Source organism: Pseudotabrizicola sp., assembly GCF_030684215.1.
GTDB lineage: Bacteria > Pseudomonadota > Alphaproteobacteria > Rhodobacterales > Rhodobacteraceae > Pseudotabrizicola.
Map to the genome: position 1 here is coordinate 61,024 of NZ_JAUXOV010000077.1, position 16,139 is coordinate 77,162.

General features: G+C 60.0%; 14 protein-coding genes and 1 tRNA gene. 10 read left to right on the top strand and 5 right to left on the bottom strand.

What is annotated here, in order from left to right; translation table 11 throughout:
- Positions 1 to 118: 118 nt before the first annotated feature.
- From gltB to Q8K08_RS20620, 5 genes are all read right to left on the bottom strand, one after another.
- Positions 119 to 4,657, bottom strand: coding sequence for a glutamate synthase large subunit (gene gltB / locus Q8K08_RS20600; RefSeq protein ID WP_305251583.1), 4,539 nt, complete (start codon positions 4,655 to 4,657; stop codon positions 119 to 121).
- A complete protein-coding gene (locus Q8K08_RS20605) occupies positions 4,644 to 5,357 on the bottom strand; it encodes a hypothetical protein (protein ID WP_304802953.1) in 714 nt (237 codons plus the stop codon). The genes gltB and Q8K08_RS20605 overlap by 14 nt, the downstream gene beginning before the upstream one ends.
- A gap of 29 nt (positions 5,358 to 5,386) precedes the next feature.
- On the bottom strand, positions 5,387 to 6,823 hold the full coding sequence (locus tag Q8K08_RS20610) for an NAD(P)-dependent oxidoreductase (protein ID WP_304802955.1): 1,437 nt from the start codon (positions 6,821 to 6,823) through the stop codon (positions 5,387 to 5,389).
- A 160-nt stretch (positions 6,824 to 6,983) separates the two neighbouring features.
- A complete protein-coding gene (locus Q8K08_RS20615) occupies positions 6,984 to 7,772 on the bottom strand; it encodes an undecaprenyl-diphosphate phosphatase (protein WP_370870572.1) in 789 nt (262 codons plus the stop codon).
- Positions 7,773 to 7,788: 16 nt separating this feature from the next.
- Positions 7,789 to 8,775: a complex I NDUFA9 subunit family protein gene (locus Q8K08_RS20620; RefSeq protein WP_305251585.1), complete on the bottom strand. Its 987-nt coding sequence runs from the start codon at positions 8,773 to 8,775 to the stop codon at positions 7,789 to 7,791.
- Positions 8,776 to 8,942: 167 nt separating this feature from the next.
- Between Q8K08_RS20620 and Q8K08_RS20625 the strand changes: the two genes are divergently transcribed.
- The 10 genes from Q8K08_RS20625 to Q8K08_RS20670 all read left to right on the top strand — a co-directional run bounded on the left by Q8K08_RS20625 (position 8,943) and on the right by Q8K08_RS20670 (position 16,051).
- Positions 8,943 to 9,027: transfer RNA gene (locus tag Q8K08_RS20625), tRNA-Leu, on the top strand.
- An 89-nt stretch (positions 9,028 to 9,116) separates the two neighbouring features.
- Positions 9,117 to 9,731 carry a ribonuclease D gene (locus Q8K08_RS20630; protein ID WP_304802946.1) on the top strand — a complete coding sequence of 205 codons (615 nt, stop codon included), beginning with the start codon at positions 9,117 to 9,119 and terminating at the stop codon, positions 9,729 to 9,731.
- 82 nt (positions 9,732 to 9,813) lie between these two features.
- Positions 9,814 to 10,419, top strand: a complete 606-nt coding sequence (locus Q8K08_RS20635) for a hypothetical protein (RefSeq protein WP_305251586.1) — start codon at positions 9,814 to 9,816, stop codon at positions 10,417 to 10,419.
- 29 nt (positions 10,420 to 10,448) lie between these two features.
- Complete coding sequence (lptA, locus tag Q8K08_RS20640) at positions 10,449 to 10,937, top strand: lipopolysaccharide transport periplasmic protein LptA (protein WP_305251587.1); 489 nt, start codon at positions 10,449 to 10,451, stop codon at positions 10,935 to 10,937.
- The gene (gene lptB, locus Q8K08_RS20645; RefSeq protein WP_305251588.1) at positions 10,934 to 11,695 is read left to right on the top strand and encodes an LPS export ABC transporter ATP-binding protein; all 762 of its coding nucleotides are present in this window, start codon (positions 10,934 to 10,936) and stop codon (positions 11,693 to 11,695) included. Before lptA ends, lptB begins: the two co-directional genes overlap by 4 nt.
- Positions 11,696 to 11,926: 231 nt before the next feature.
- Complete coding sequence (hpf, locus tag Q8K08_RS20650; RefSeq protein ID WP_304802938.1) at positions 11,927 to 12,502, top strand: ribosome hibernation-promoting factor, HPF/YfiA family; 576 nt, start codon at positions 11,927 to 11,929, stop codon at positions 12,500 to 12,502.
- Positions 12,503 to 12,538: 36 nt separating this feature from the next.
- Positions 12,539 to 13,003, top strand: a complete 465-nt coding sequence (locus Q8K08_RS20655) for a PTS sugar transporter subunit IIA (RefSeq protein ID WP_304802936.1) — start codon at positions 12,539 to 12,541, stop codon at positions 13,001 to 13,003.
- A gap of 7 nt (positions 13,004 to 13,010) precedes the next feature.
- Positions 13,011 to 13,682 carry an HAD family phosphatase gene (locus Q8K08_RS20660; protein ID WP_305251589.1) on the top strand — a complete coding sequence of 224 codons (672 nt, stop codon included), beginning with the start codon at positions 13,011 to 13,013 and terminating at the stop codon, positions 13,680 to 13,682.
- Positions 13,679 to 14,632 (top strand): sugar-binding transcriptional regulator, encoded by a 954-nt coding sequence (locus Q8K08_RS20665; RefSeq protein WP_304802932.1) that lies wholly within the window; start codon positions 13,679 to 13,681, stop codon positions 14,630 to 14,632. The genes Q8K08_RS20660 and Q8K08_RS20665 overlap by 4 nt, the downstream gene beginning before the upstream one ends.
- Before the next feature lie 105 nt (positions 14,633 to 14,737).
- Entirely contained in the window at positions 14,738 to 16,051 is a 1,314-nt protein-coding gene (locus tag Q8K08_RS20670) for a sugar ABC transporter substrate-binding protein (protein WP_304802930.1), read from the top strand.
- The last annotated feature ends 88 nt before the right edge of the window (positions 16,052 to 16,139 follow it).

A 16,139-nucleotide genomic window follows, 5' to 3' on the forward strand; every position in this document is an offset into this window, starting at 1 on the left:
CGTTAGGTTGCCTAACGCTGACAGATCAATGCGGCATAGATCGGTCGAAATTTAGAAAACCCGGCGCTGCGGACGCCGGGTTTTTAGGTGTTTTATAGATTTTTGACGTGTTTCTGCCTTACTCTGCCGGAACCTTCACGGGCTCGTCACTCAGCGGATGGGGCAGATGGATCAGCATTTCCTTCGGACAGACCTGCAGGAAGTTCGCGCGTTCCGCCTCCCAGTTCGCAAGGATCGCCGCGGCCTTGCGGCTGCCGGTTTCGTGCGCATGGGCTTCAATCAGGCCGCGCAATTGCGCATCCCAATGCGAATGGCTGACGGCACAGGTGACCAGAGATTCCAGGTTCATGAAATCTTCGGCCACGCCTTTGGGGTCGTAAAGATAAGCCATCCCCCCGGTCATGCCTGCGCCAAAGTTGGCCCCGATCCGGCCAAGGATCACCGCCACACCGCCGGTCATGTATTCGCAACCGTTCGATCCGCAGCCCTCGACCACCACCTTTGCACCCGAGTTGCGCACAGCAAACCGTTCACCCGCGCGCCCCGAGGCGTAAAGATAACCGTCGGTCGCACCATAAAGCACGGTGTTACCGATGATGGTGTTCTCCGACGCCTCCAGCGGTGAGGACATCAGCGGCCGCACAACGATCGTGCCGCCCGAAAGACCCTTGCCCACATAGTCATTGGCATCGCCCATCACCTCCAGCTTCAACCCGCGCGCGGCAAAGGCCCCCAGCGACTGGCCGGCGTTGCCGGTCAGCTTCACCGTCAGATGGTCACTTTGCAGGGTGTTGCGCATACCGAACTTGCGCACGATATGGCTTGATGCACGGGTGCCAATGGTGCGGTGCGTGTTGCGCACGGCATAAGACAACTGCATCTTTTCGCCTTCTTCAAAGAAGCGCGCGCCATCGCGGATGATCTCCGCATCCAGCGTGTCCGGCACCGCATTGCGTGGTTTAGACCGGTCATAGGTGATCCGGTTGGCGCCATCGACGGTGATCAACAGCGGGTTCAGGTCCAGATCGTCAAGATGTGCGGCGCCACGCGAAACCTGCGTCAGCAGATCAGCGCGCCCGATGATTTCATCCAGCGACCGCGCCCCGATGCTGGCCAGCAGCTCCCGCACCTCTTGCGCGTAGAAGGTGATCAGGTTCACCACCTTATCCGCCGTGCCGGTGAACTTTTTGCGCAGCTCTTCATTCTGGGTGCAGACGCCGACCGGGCAGGTGTTCGACTGGCACTGACGCACCATGATGCAACCCATGGCGATCAGCGCGGCGGTGCCGATGCCGTATTCCTCGGCCCCCATCATCGCCGCCATCACCACATCGCGCCCCGTGCGCAAGCCACCATCGGTGCGCAACGTCACCCGGTCGCGCAGATTGTTCATCGACAGGACCTGATGGGCCTCGGTCAGGCCCATTTCCCACGGCAGGCCAGCGTATTTAATGCTGGTGCCGGGCGATGCCCCGGTGCCGCCATTGTGCCCCGAGATCAGGATGATATCGGCCTTGGCCTTCGCCACCCCTGCCGCAATCGTGCCAACACCGGACGACGACACCAGTTTCACCGTCACCTTCGCGCGCGGGTTGATCTGTTTCAGATCATAGATCAACTGCGCAAGGTCTTCGATGGAATAGATGTCGTGGTGTGGCGGCGGGCTGATCAGCGTGACGCCCTTGGTCGAATGCCGCAGGCGCGCGATCAGCTCGGTGACTTTCATCCCCGGCAGCTGGCCGCCCTCGCCCGGCTTGGCGCCTTGGGCAACCTTGATTTCCAGCTCTTCACAGGCGTTCAGATATTCCGCCGTCACGCCAAAGCGCCCGGAAGCCACCTGCTTGATCTTGGCCGACGGGTTATCGCCGTTGGCTTCGGGCAGGAAATGCGCCGGGTCTTCGCCGCCCTCGCCGCTGTCAGACTTCGCGCCAATACGGTTCATCGCGACGTTCAGCGTCTTATGCGCCTCTGGCCCCAACGCCCCAAGCGACATGCCCGGCGTCACGAACCGCTTGCGGATAGAGGTGATCGATTCTACCTCCTCGATCGGCACGGGCTTACCCAAAGGCTTGATATCCAGCAGATCGCGAATGTGAATCGGCGGGTTGGCCCGCATTGCGGCGGTGTATTGCTTCCAGATGTCAAAGCTGGCGCGGTCGCAGGCGGCTTGCAGCATGTGCATCGTCTGCGCTTCCCAAGCGTGCTTTTCGCCCGACCGCCGCGCCTTGTAGAATCCGCCAATCGGCAGCACATCTGCGCCGCCCAGCCAGCCCTTGGCGTGAACTTCTTCCAGCTTTTGTTCAATGCCGTGCAGACCAATGCCCGAAATCCGGCTGTGCATGCCAGGGAAATACTCGGCCACCATGGCGCGGCTTAGTCCCACTGCTTCAAAATTCAGACCGCCGCGATAGGACGACAGCACCGAAATGCCCATTTTGGACATGATCTTCAGCAATCCGCCGTCAATCGCCTCGCGGTAGCGGCGCATTGCATCGGTCAGGCTACCGTCCAGCAGGCCGCGGTTGATGCGGTCTGCAATGCTGTCTTGCGCAAGATAAGCGTTGACCGTGGTGGCTCCGCAGCCGATCAGCACCGCAAAGTAATGTGGGTCGATACATTCAGCCGACCGCACGTTAACGGAACAGAACGTCCGCAAACCTTTGCGCGTCAGCCAGCTGTGAACGGCGCTTGTGGCCAGAATCATCGGCATCGGCACCGCATCCGGCCCCTGATGTTCATCCGTCAGCACCAGATGGCTTGCACCCGACCGCACGGCATCTTCGGCCTCGGCGCGGATACGCTCCAACCCCTGCCGCAGATCATCCAGACCCTGCGTCACTGGGAAGGTGCAGTCGATATAGGCGACCTGTTCGCCAAAATGCCTGCACATCACCTCGAACTCGGAATTGGCAATGAACGGGCTTTCCAGCACCAGAATCTCGGTTTGGGTAGAGCTTTCGTCCAGCACGTTCTTAAGGTTGCCAAACCGGGTTTTCAGGCTCATCACCCGGCTTTCACGCAAGCTGTCGATAGGCGGGTTGGTGACCTGAGAAAAGTTCTGCCGGAAGAAATGCGACAGCGGGCGGTAGACGCTCGACAGCACGGCGGCTGGCGTATCATCGCCCATGCTGGCGATCATTTCCTTGCCGTCTTCGGCCATCGGAGCCAGAACCTGCTCCAGTTCCTCGACCGTGAAACCGGCGGCAATCTGACGACAGCGCAGGTCGGCCCCTTCAAAATGTGCGCGCTCTGGCACGTCGCGCAACAGGCTGTTCAGATCGACAACCCTCTCAATCCATTCCCCATAAGGATTTGATGCGGCGAGCTTATCTTTCATCGCCGCGTCGTGGTAAAGCTTACCGTCTTTCATATCGACGGCAATCATCTGCCCCGGCCCCAACGCGCCCTTTTCGCGGATCGTGGATTCGTCCACCGGCACCATGCCAGCTTCCGACCCTGCGATCAGCAGACCGTCACCGGTCACAACATAGCGCATGGGACGCAGGCCGTTGCGGTCAAGCCCGCCGCAAACCCAGCGGCCATCGGTCATCGCAAGCGCTGCAGGGCCGTCCCACGGCTCCATCACCGCGTTGCAATAGGCATACATATCGGCCCATGCTTTTGGCATATCGATGGTCGATTTCGACCAGGCTTCGGGCACCAGCATGGTTTTCGCCATCGGCGCCGACCGGCCAGACCGCACCATCACCTCAAACACCGCATCCAGTGCGCCGGAATCGGATGTGCCCGACGGGATGATCGGCTTTATATCTTCGGCCGCGTCGCCAAAGTTGTTCGACGCCATCCGGATCTCGTGCGATTTCATCCAGTTGATGTTGCCCTTCAACGTGTTGATCTCGCCATTGTGGGCCAACATGCGGAAGGGCTGCGCCAGCCACCATTGCGGGAAGGTGTTGGTAGAATAGCGCTGGTGATAGATCGCGAAAGCGCTCTCAAAACGGTCGTCCATCAGGTCGGGGTAGAATACCGCCACCTGCTCGGCCAGCATCATGCCTTTGTAGATGATGCTGCGGCACGACAGGCTGCACAGATACAAACCCTGAATCTGCGCCGCCGTTGCCGCTTTTTCGATGCGGCGGCGAATGATGTACAACTCGCGCTCGAACTGTTCCTGATCAATGTCCTTTTCGCAACGGATCAGGATCTGTTCAATCTCGGGACGGGTCGCGTTGGCTTTGTCGCCAAGAACCGTCGTGTCTACCGGAACATGCCGCCAGCCGTAAATATAATGGCCCATCCGCAGCACTTCGGCCTCGACGATGGTGCGGCAGCGTTCCTGCGCGCCAAAGTCGGTGCGCGGCAAAAACACCTGACCCACGGCCACCAGCTTGTGGGTGTCCGGCTCGTGCCCGGTGCGGCGGATCACGTCATAGAAGAACTTGACCGGAATCTGCACATGAATGCCCGCGCCATCGCCGGTCTTGCCATCGGCATCCACAGCACCCCGGTGCCAGATCGCTTTCAGCGCGTCGATCCCCGACTGCACAACCTTGCGGCTGGGCCTGCCAGAGATCGCCACAACCAGACCCACGCCGCAGGACGAATGTTCGTCATCGGCTTTATACAGTCCGTTTGCGTCCATCCACGCGCGCTTGGCTTCTTCGGCTTTTACCCAGGCGTCGTTATAGTTGGTCATGGCTGGAATCCTTCTGGCTGGGGGCGGCGCGTGTCATCAGCGGGTCGCAGTCGAAAAGCGGTTCAGTTGCGGCAAAACCCGGCTCATCCGGAAAGATGAACTGAATTGGGCTGCCATCCATTGGCAAAAAGTCACCATCCGGCCCACGCCATTCCGACGGGCCGGAAAAGAACAGGCGCATTTCCGGGTGAATGTATTCATTGCCGCGCGATTGCCGCAGGATCACCCCGTTCTGATCGGTTTCGGTGAATTCGAACTGGGTTTCGGCCAGCGTCACACCATCAATCGTAAAGCTGCGCCCGGTAAGGGTGTCAAACCCGTTCACGCGGGTCTGCTCGCCATTGTCACGGCTGAGGTTGAAGGCAAACGTATCGGTGCCCGTCGACAACAGTTCGGTGAACGAGGCCGGGTCTGACGGATCAGGGCCCAGCGTCTGGCGCACGGCGGTGTCACCCAGATCATAGCTTTCGACCCATTCAGCTTCATAATTGATCCGGCTGAGGAAAAACGGCCCCTGCTGGTCAAAGTCAGCGCGCCACTGATCGCCGGGCGTATCAGCGCTGCATTTGTAGTGGTTGGATACCCGGCACTGACGCGCCTGTACGGTCATGAATGTGGTGCAGCCTGCGGGTGGGTTGAATGACCCGGCGAAAACCGGGACAGGCAGTGCAAGGACCACAGCAAGAAACAGATGGCGCATCGATCGACCTTTCCGTCTGGAACCTTGGCCTATTCGGCCGCCACAACCTCGGCCTGCTTCAGATAAGCCATGATCGCATCTGCGGCTTCGCGCCCGTCACGGATGGCCCAGACCACCAAAGACGCGCCGCGCACAATATCACCCGCCGCATAAACTCCCGGCAGATTGGTCGCATGCGTGCGGAAATCAGCCTTGATGGTGCCCCAACGGGTGACGGCCAGATCGGACACACCCCACAGGGTCGGGATGTCTTCGGGTTCAAACCCAAGGGCCTGCACCACCAGATCGGCACCTTCGACATAGTCAGCGCCCTCGATCAGTTCGGGCATCTGGCGACCGCTTGCATCGGGTTGACCCAGACGCATTTTCTGCACCATCACGCCATCCACAGTCTCACCGCCGGTGAAGCCTTTGGGGGCGGACAGCCAAACAAAATCAACGCCTTCTTCCTCGGCATTCTGCACTTCGCGCTGTGATCCCGGCATATTGGCACGGTCGCGGCGGTACAGGCATTTGACCGAGGTCGCCCCCTGACGAACCGCCGTGCGCACGCAATCCATGGCCGTATCACCGCCACCGATCACAACCACACGCTTGCCCATCGCGTTCAACTCACCCGAATCGTATTCCGGCACGTCGTCGCCAAAGCTTTTGCGGTTGCTGGCGGTCAGATAATCCAGCGCCCTGACCACACCCCGCGCACCAACGCCCGGTGCTTCGATGTCGCGCGACTTGTAAACGCCCGTCGCGATCAGCACCGCATCGTGCTGGCCTCGGATCGCATCAAAGCTAAGGTCAACGCCAACCGTGCAGTTCAGCACAAAGCTGACGCCCCCCAGTTCAAGCTGTTCAATCCGCTGCATCACTACCGGCTTTTCCAGTTTGAAACCGGGAATGCCATAGGTCATCAAGCCGCCCGCGCGATCATATCGGTCATAAACCGTCACCTGATAGCCCTTGCGACGCAGCACATCAGCCGCCGAAAGACCGCCGGGGCCCGCGCCAATGATGGCAACGCTTTCGGTGCGCTCCACCGCTGGTTTGATCGGCTTGACCCAACCGTTTTCCCAAGCGGTATCAGTGATGTACTTCTCGACCGAACCAATGGTCACAGTGCCGTGGCCCGACTGTTCGATCACGCAATTGCCTTCGCACAAACGGTCCTGCGGGCAGATGCGGCCACAGATTTCAGGGAAGGTGTTGGTGGCCTGGCTCAGCTCATACGCCTCTTCCAGACGGCCTTCGGCAGTCAGGCGCAGCCAGTCGGGAATATTGTTGTGCAACGGGCAATGCGACTGGCAATACGGCACGCCGCACTGGCTGCACCGCGCAGCCTGTTCTGCGGCCTTTTCGGCGGCAAACTCGCGATAGATTTCGTGGAAATCCTGATTGCGTAACGTAGCCGGACGCTTTTCGGGCGTCTCTTTGGCAACGGTCACGAATTTGAGCATTTTCTGCGTGGCCAAGGCTGCGTCTCCCATGCGGATATCGGGTCGCGTTTTCATACCCAACCGCCACGAGGAATAAAAGTCAGCAGTACTGACCTTATTTACGCTTTTCTTGGGTGATGGTCAGCAATATTGACATTTATTTGCAAAATTAGGTCAGCAAGAGATACCTAATGCGTCACGACCAAACCCAAAGCCCAACCAAGGCCAGCGTTCCAACGATGATTCGCCACCATCCGAACACCGCGTATCCGTGCCTGCCGATAAACCCCAGCACCGCCCGAACGACAACAATCGCCGTCAGGAAGGCCACTGCAAACCCCACAGCTATGTCGGCAACCGCCGAAAAATCCAGCAAGTCACGCGATTTGAACAGGTCATAGGCAACCGCCGCCCCCATCGTGGGCAGGCTGAGAAGAAAGGAAAACTCCGCCGCCGCGCGCTTTTCAACGCCCAGCATCAGTGCTCCCACAATCGTGGCCCCTGACCGCGACACACCCGGCACCATCGCAAGGCATTGGCAAACCCCGATCCAGAACGCCTTGCGCAAGGGCAATTCGGTGGCGTCAAAATGCACCGGCGGCGGCGAAATCCGGTCAATGACCAGCAAAATGACCCCGCCGACAATCAGCATCACCGCGATCAGCACGGGCGTCTGAAAAAGCACGGTCTTGATGAAATCATGCGCCAGAAGACCAATAAACACGGCAGGCAGAAACGCGATCAGCAGCGACATCAGCGCCCGCATCGCCGCCGGATCTGTGCGCGCACGTAAGGCAAGCCCCATCAGCTTGACCGCATAAAGCGAAATCAGCGCCAGCACGGCACCCAGTTGAATGACCACCTCAAAGGTGTTTCCGGGGCTGTCAAAGCCCAGAAAGTGCCCGGCCAACAGCAAATGCCCGGTCGAGGACACCGGGATAAACTCCGTCAGCCCCTCAAGAAGACCCAGGAGCGCGGCAAGCAAAATGTTATCCAAAGGATCAGACTTTCTTTAGATTCTTTGCCGATTTTTTGATGGCGGCATACTGGCCCGACGGGCGATAGCGCCACAGATACTCAGGCAGAACCGAATCGATGGACGTGGGATCAATACCAAGATCGGCAAAGCCCTTGGCGCCATCGGCAACCACATTGTCCCGCGCCAGATTCTTGACCTGATCACGCGTCAGCATTTTGTTCTCAATCAGACCCAGCGTCAACATCTGCATCAGATCAAACGCCCCGCCCATCAGCCGCGCCGCAAAGAATGGCACGTTCAGCACAAGACGGCGGCGCTGGATCACGGCCAGCATTTTGCCCATCAGATCACGGAACGTGGCCACATCCGGCCCACCAAGCTCATATACACCCGGCGCGACCGGACCGATCGCCGCCAGCACAGCGGCTTGGGCAACATCATCGACATAGACCGGCTGAAACTTTGTTTCCGCACCCACAACGGGCAGGATCGGTGACATGGTCGCCATCCCGGCGAAGCGGTTAAAAAACTGGTCTTCGGTCCCGAAAATCACCGATGGCCGCAGAATCACCCCAGACGGATAGGCCGCCAGCACGGCAGCCTCACCCTCGGCCTTGCTGCGGGCGTAGTCGCTGGGGCTGGTCGCATCGGCCCCGATGGCCGACAGCTGCACCAGACGCGGCACCGCAAGCTCGGCAGCGATACGGGCCACACGACCGGCACCTTCGGCCTGAACCGTATCAAAGGTGTTTTTTCCCGAACGGTTCAAAATTCCGACACAGTTGATCACCGCATCGGCCCCATTCATCACCGCGCGCACCGAAGCATCATCACGGATATTGCACAGCACAGGTTCGACCTGACCGGGCGTGCCATAGGGCCGCACGAACAGCGCATCATTGGGGCGGCGCACCGCAACCCGCACGCGCCAGCCCTCTTTTGCCATACGCCTTGCGATATAGCGGCCCACAAAACCCGAACCGCCGTAAATGGTGACAAGCTTGCTCATGCGCGTGAACCCTTTTGGCCTTGGCTAAACCTGCAACTTCCATAGCTTTGCCACCCCGCGCGGGCAAGACCAAAGGGCGTCGCACCCTTTCATCGATTTTTGCAAATCCTTGCGTTCGCCCCGTTGACACCCCCGCATCCCCCGCATAAACACCGCTCCACGACATCGCCCAGATGGCGGAATTGGTAGACGCACTGGTTTCAGGTACCAGCGCTGCAAGGCGTGGAGGTTCGAGTCCTCTTCTGGGCACCAAATTCAAAACGGCCGTCCTTCGGGACGGCCGTTTTCATTCGTGCCACAGCCTGCTACAGCAACACATCTTGTTCAAAAGGGGCCACCGCGTGACGATTCACCTGCACCAGAATGACCTGCCCGATGGCCTGACCCTTGGCCCGGTGGTGGCGATTGATACGGAAACCATGGGCCTTGACCCCCGGCGGGACCGTCTGTGCGTGGTGCAATTGTCAGACGGCAAGGGCGACGCGCATCTGGTGCAGATCGCGCTTGGCCAAACCAGCGCCCCGAATCTGGAACGCCTGCTGACCGACCCGAACACCGTCAAACTGTTTCACTTTGGCCGGTTCGATATCGCCGCGCTGAAAAAGGCGTTTGGCGTCACGACTCAGCCGGTGTGGTGCACCAAGATCGCCTCGCGCCTGATCCGTACCTTTACCGATCGGCACGGGCTGAAATACCTGCTATTGGAACTGGTCGGCGTGGATGTGTCCAAGCAGCAGCAGACCAGCGACTGGGGCGCGGTCACGCTGACCGACGCGCAAAAGGAATACGCTGCATCAGACGTATTGCACCTGCACGCACTGAAAGCCGAGCTGGAAAAGCGGCTGGAGCGCGAAGGCCGCACCGATCTGGCGCTGCGTCTGTTCGCCTTTTTGCCGACACGGGCCGAACTGGACCTGATGGGCTGGGACGAACCCCTCGACATCTTTCATCACTAGGCGGTCTGTCGCCGAAGGCGCAACGGCAGCGGTTGGCCGAATCTGCCGCTGACTGTAGCCTTGGCCGAAAAGAGCAGCGCCCATGATCGACACGGATTTTCACTCTCGGATGATCGGCTGGCTCAAGATTGTGCTGCCGTTGCTTGCGCTTGTGATCTTGTCGACGCTGTTTCTGGTGGCCCGCACCGTCAACCCGGATGACGCGATTCCCTACGCCGAGGTAGATGTCGAAGACCGCCTGCGCGAACCCCGGATGACCAGCCCGACATATGCCGGGCTGACCAGTGACGGCGCGGCCCTGACGGTTACGGCGGATGAGGCCCGCCCGGCAGCCGAGACTGGCGCAGGGGCCAGCGCAACCGCGTTGAACGGTCTGCTGGAAACGCCCGACGGTGGACGCACAGAACTGACGGCAGGCACAGGACAGATCAACACAGCAGCGCGCCAGATCCTTTTGTCGGGAGGCGTCACGATATCATCGTCAACCGGCTGGCAGGTGCAGGGCGAAACGATGACCGCTGATATGGATGTGACCAACATTTCGGTGCCCAGCGCGGTTATCGCGACTGGCCCCGCCGGCGTGGTAACTGCCAATGCACTGCAACTGACCCAGGCCAGTGGCGACAGTGGCCGTTATCTTCTGGTTTTCAATGGCGCTGTGAAGCTGATATACCAACCAGCAAATTGACCAGACGCTCCATTTCATACAGGCAACACATGTCCCATCTTTTGCGCGCCCTTTGTCTTGCGGCTGTTCTGGCCAGCCCCGTTGCCGCGCAACAGGCCGATATCCGGTTTGGCGGGTTGCAACAGGACACATCCTTGCCGGTAGAGGTCACGTCAGACACGCTGTCGGTAGATCAGGCCAGCGGCGCCGCCGTGTTCACCGGCAATGTGTTGGCCAAGCAAGGGGAGATGCGGCTGGCCGCTGAAACAATCCGGGTGGAATACACATCGGATGGCGACGGCATTGACCGGCTTATTGCGTCAGGGGGCGTCACCTTGGTCAGCCCGACCGATGCCGCCGAAGCAGCCGAGGCGGTCTATACCATCGCCAGCGGCAATGTGGTGATGACCGGCAATGTTCTGCTGACTCAGGGTCGCGCGGCTATTTCGGGTGAAACGCTGACCGTCAATCTGAAGGACGGAACGGGCACCATGACAGGCCAGGTCAAGACCATCTTCACACCGGGCGGTGCGCCTTGAACCCAAGCCCTTCCCTCTCGGTTACCGAAGGCAGCGCAGGTCTTGTGATCCGCGCCCTGCGCAAAAGCTATAAAAAGCGGCCGGTCATCCGCGATGTGTCCATGCACCTCAACCGGGGCGAAGTCGTCGCTTTGTTGGGACCGAACGGGTCGGGCAAAACCACCTGCTTTTACGCAATCGCAGGTCTGGTCACGCCCGAAGGCGGGCAGGTCATCATTGATGGCAAAGATGTGACCGCCCTGCCGATGTACCGCCGCGCCCGGCTTGGCATCGGCTATCTTCCACAAGAGGTCAGCATTTTCCGCGGCCTTTCCGTCGAAGACAACATCCTTGCCGTGCTGGAAATCACCGATCTTGACCGGCACAAACAGCGTGAGCGTCTGGAAGAACTGCTGTCGGAATTTTCCATCACACACCTGCGCCGTGCGCCTGCCCTTGCCCTGTCAGGCGGTGAACGGCGGCGGGTGGAAATCGCGCGCGGTCTGGCCGCCAATCCAAAATATCTGCTGCTGGATGAACCCTTTGCCGGAGTGGACCCGATCGCTGTGGGGGAAATCCGCCATCTGGTGCATGATCTGAAATCGCGTGGCATCGGCGTTTTGATTACCGATCACAACGTCCGGGAAACGCTGGAAATTGTAGACCGCGCCTATATTTTGCACGACGGCCACGTGCTGATGAGCGGCACCACAGATGAAGTCGTACGCGACGAAACCGTACGTCGGGTCTATCTGGGACAGAACTTCCGCATCTCCTGATCGCGGTCAGATGACAATTTAACGACGACTCGGTTGACAAGGCAGGCATGCCTGTCGCCAAATACCCGCGATGCGTGCGAAAACTCGCCCTGTGCCAAACCTGCCCCGCGGCCGCCTGACGGCGCCGAAACCTTGCAGATGCGCCACAGACCCCCATTTCAAAGATAGAAGACCTTTGGTGCCGGGCATTCCGTCCGGCAACAGAGCAAGAAGCCGCGCGGAGGAGACATCATGCGCTATCAGATCAGTGGAAAACAGATCGACATCGGAGAGGCCCTGCAAACCCATGTAAAATCCGAACTTGGCGAGGTGGTCGAAAAATACGCCCAGCGCCCGACCGAGGCGGTGATCGTCTTTTCCCGTGTAGCACATGAATATGTATGCGAAACCGTGATCCATCTTTCCACCGGGCTGACCGCGCAAGCCAAGGGCCATGCCACTGAAATCTATGCGGCTTTCGAGTCGTGCCGCGAAAAGATGGACAAGCAGCTGCGCCGCTACAAACGCCGGATCCGCAACCATCATTCTGCCCGCACGTCACCGGTTGAATTCGGCGGGGCATCCTCGTATATCCTCGCCCCAACCGAGGACGCCGAAGATGTCGAGCCAGACAGCCTCCAGCCTATCGTCATCGCCGAGATGGAGACGAAGATTCCTTCGATCACCGTTGGCGAAGCCGTGATGCAGCTGGAACTTGGCGGGCAACGCATGGTGGTGTTCCGCAACGAAGGGCACGGCGGGGTGAATGTGGTCTATCGCCGAGATGACGGCAACATAGGCTGGATCGACCCGCGCAACAGCAAGTAAGGGCAGCCGAAGGGTTGTTCGGGAATACGACCGTCAATGGACCTATCAAAGCTACTTGCGCCCGGCGCCGTTCGCGTCGTCGGGCAGATCACCAGCAAAAAGCGGCTCTTTCAGGAACTGGGAGAGATGGTTGCTGCCAACTATGGGCTGACAGCAGGCATTGCCGTCGATGGCCTGCAAGAACGCGAGAGCCTTGGCCCAACAGGTGTGGGCCATGGCATCGCGCTACCGCATGCGCGCTTGCAAGACCTTGACCGGATTGTGGGCGTCTTTATCCGGCTGGAAAAGCCGCTGGATTACGACAGCGTTGACCGGCAGCCGGTCGATCTGATCTTCGGGTTGTTCGCCCCCAAGGATTCCGGGGTTGATCACCTCAAGGCATTGGCTCTGGTCAGCCGCACCATGCGCGATCAGAATGTGGTGGCAAAACTGCGGGCGAACATCGACCCGGCCAAGCTGCATGCCATTCTGACCGAAGCCCGAACCCCACAAGCGGCCTGACGACGGCATGGGCCGCAGTCTGGTCATCTTTGACTGCGATGGCGTGCTGATCGACAGCGAAATCATCAGCGCCCGCATGCTGATTGAAGCCCTGGCGACGCGCGGGGTGATCATTGATCTGCCCTATGTCGCCCGCCATTTCCTTGGCCGCAGCTATCCTGTGGTCATGCAACAGATCCGGAACGAGTTTGGTCTGGACCTGCCGGCCAGTTTTGAAGACGACTACCGCGACCGCCTGCTTGAAGGCTTTCGTGCGGGGCTGCAAATCATGCCCCATGTCGATGAGGTGATCGCGCAGCTTGCCATACCGTGCTGTGTCGCAACATCTTCCAGCCCCCGGCGCGTTGAATTTTCGTTGCGGTTGGTGGGGCTTTGGGATCGTCTGGGTGACAGGGTTTTTACCGCCAGTCAGGTTGCGCATGGCAAGCCCGCACCAGATTTGTTCCTTTTTGCAGCCCAGCAGATGGGGTTTGCGCCAAAGGACTGTCTGGTGATCGAAGACAGCCTGACCGGCGTGGCTGCGGCGCACGCAGCGGGCATGGAGGTGTGGCGCTTCACCGGCGGCAGCCATATGGCCGGGCTTGATCTGATAGAACCCGCCCCGGCCCGCGCTGATTTGCGCTTTGCGTCTTTCGCGGAATTCTTCCAGATTGCGCCGGACGCAAAGAGGCAGCCATGAGCCGGATCGAACACACCGACCCAACGCCACAAGATGACGCCGCCCGCGCAGGCTGGTTGTATTATGTGGGCGGGATGACGCAAGATCAGATCGCCGCCGAGCTGGGTGTCAGCCGTCAGCGCGCGCAACGGCTGGTCGCCAAGGCGATGGCGGACGGGCTTATTCATGTGCGCCTGAATCACCGGATCGGCACATGCCTTGATCTGGAATCAGCGCTGAGTGACCGGTTTGGTCTGGGCCGGTGTCGGGTGTCACCATCACTGGGCAGTGCTGATCCGGTTCTGTCCATCGCCCCCGCCGCCGCCGCCGAATTAGAGCGCGTGTTGCGCATGCCAGACCCGCTCACCATTGCGCTTGGCACGGGTCGGGCGCTGCGCGGGATGGTCGATGCCATCGTCCGGGTCGATGCAGCGCATCATCGTCTGGTGTCGCTGATCGGCAATATCGCACCGGATGGGTCGGCCAGCTTTTTTGACGTGATCATGCGGGTGTCAGACAAGGTGCGCGCGCCACACTATCCCATGCTGGTTCCCGTGATTTCACCGACCGGCGCAGAGCGTGACGCCTTTCGCAGCCTTGGTCCGGTCAAACGGGTTGTTGATCTGGCGCGGGCTGCCGATGTTGTGTTTGTCGGCGTCGGGCAAATGTCAGACGATGCGCCCCTTCTGGCCGATGGTTTTGTCACCCGCGCCGAACTGGATCAGATGCGCGCAGCCGGTGCGGCGGGCGAAGTGGCGGGTTGGGTCTTTGATTCGGACGGTCAATATCTGGATGTCGGCACCAATACCCGGACAGGCGGCGTGCGGGTTGAGCCAAATCTTGATCGCCCCGCGATTGGCATTGCTGCGGGCGCATCCAAAGTTCCAGCGGTTTTGGGTGCGTTGAAATCTCGTATTATCAATGGTCTGATCACCGACGAGCCAACCGCGCGGGCTATTCTGGCAACCTGAGACCTTTGCACCTGCGGCGGATGAGGGGGCTTGACGACTTGGGTCCACTTATGAGTAATTGCCCACCAAGCGATGATTTGCTCATTCGCTCTTAGGGAGGATACCATGACACTAACGCTTCGCGCGCTGCTTGGCGCGACGGTTTCGCTTACCCTGGCGGGTGCCACCATGGCCGAAACCACCATCACCGTAGCCACCGTGAACAACGGCGACATGATCCGGATGCAGGGCCTGATGGACGATTTTTACGCCAAGAACCCCGACATCAAGGTGGAGTGGGTGACGCTGGAAGAAAACGTTCTGCGCCAGCGCGTCACCACTGACATTGCTACCAAGGGTGGCCAGTTCGACGTGCTGACCATCGGCACCTACGAGGTTCCGATCTGGGGCAAGCAAGGCTGGCTGGTGTCGCTGAACGACCTGCCCGCCGAATATGACGTGGACGACCTGCTGCCCGCCATCCGTGGCGGCTTGACTGTGGATGGCGAGCTTTTTGCAGCGCCCTTCTATGGCGAATCCTCAATGGTCATGTACCGCAAGGATCTGATGGAAGCCGCTGGCCTGACCATGCCCGACGCACCGACCTGGGACGAGATCAAAACCGCCGCCGCCGCAATGACCGACAAATCGGCCGAGCAATACGGCATCTGTCTGCGCGGCAAGGCCGGCTGGGGCGAGAACATGGCCTTCCTCACCGCCATGTCGAACAGCTACGGCGCGCGCTGGTTTGACGAAAACTGGAAGCCCCAGTTCGACAGCGAAGCATGGAAAGCCACGCTCACCGACTATCTGGCGCTGATGAATGATTACGGCCCTCCGGGTGCGGCGAACAACGGGTTCAACGAAAACCTGTCCCTGTTCCAGCAAGGCAAATGCGGCATGTGGATCGACGCGACCGTCGCCGCATCCTTCGTGACCAACCCGACCGATTCCAGCGTTGCTGATAAGGTCGGCTTTGCCCTTGCGCCCGATACTGGCAAAGGCAAGCGTGGCAACTGGCTTTGGGCATGGTCACTGGGCATTCCGGCTGGCACCCAAAAGGTTGACGCGGCCAAGGCATTCGTCGCGTGGGCCACGTCGAAAGAGTATCTCGAAGTTGTTGCTGCCAAAGAAGGCTGGGCGAACGTCCCTCCGGGCACCCGCGCATCGCTTTATGCAAACCCTGAATACCAGAAGGTGCCCTTCGCACAGATGACTCTGGACAGCATCAACTCGGCCAATCCGAACGAGCCGACGGTTGATCCGGTGCCTTATGTCGGCGTGCAGTTTGTGGCGATCCCTGAATTCCAGGGCCTCGGCACCGCTGTAGGCCAGCAGTTCAGCGCAGCCCTTGCCGGCACGATGACAGCCGAAGCCGCCCTTGCCGCCGCACAGACCCTTGTGACGACGGAAATGACACGGTCCGGCTACATCAAGTAAACGGTCCTCCCCGTGGTGCCGGGCTCCTCCGCCCGGCACCACATCTCTGCGCCTGTAGGTGTCGGGACTGCAAGCCCGGCACCGCACC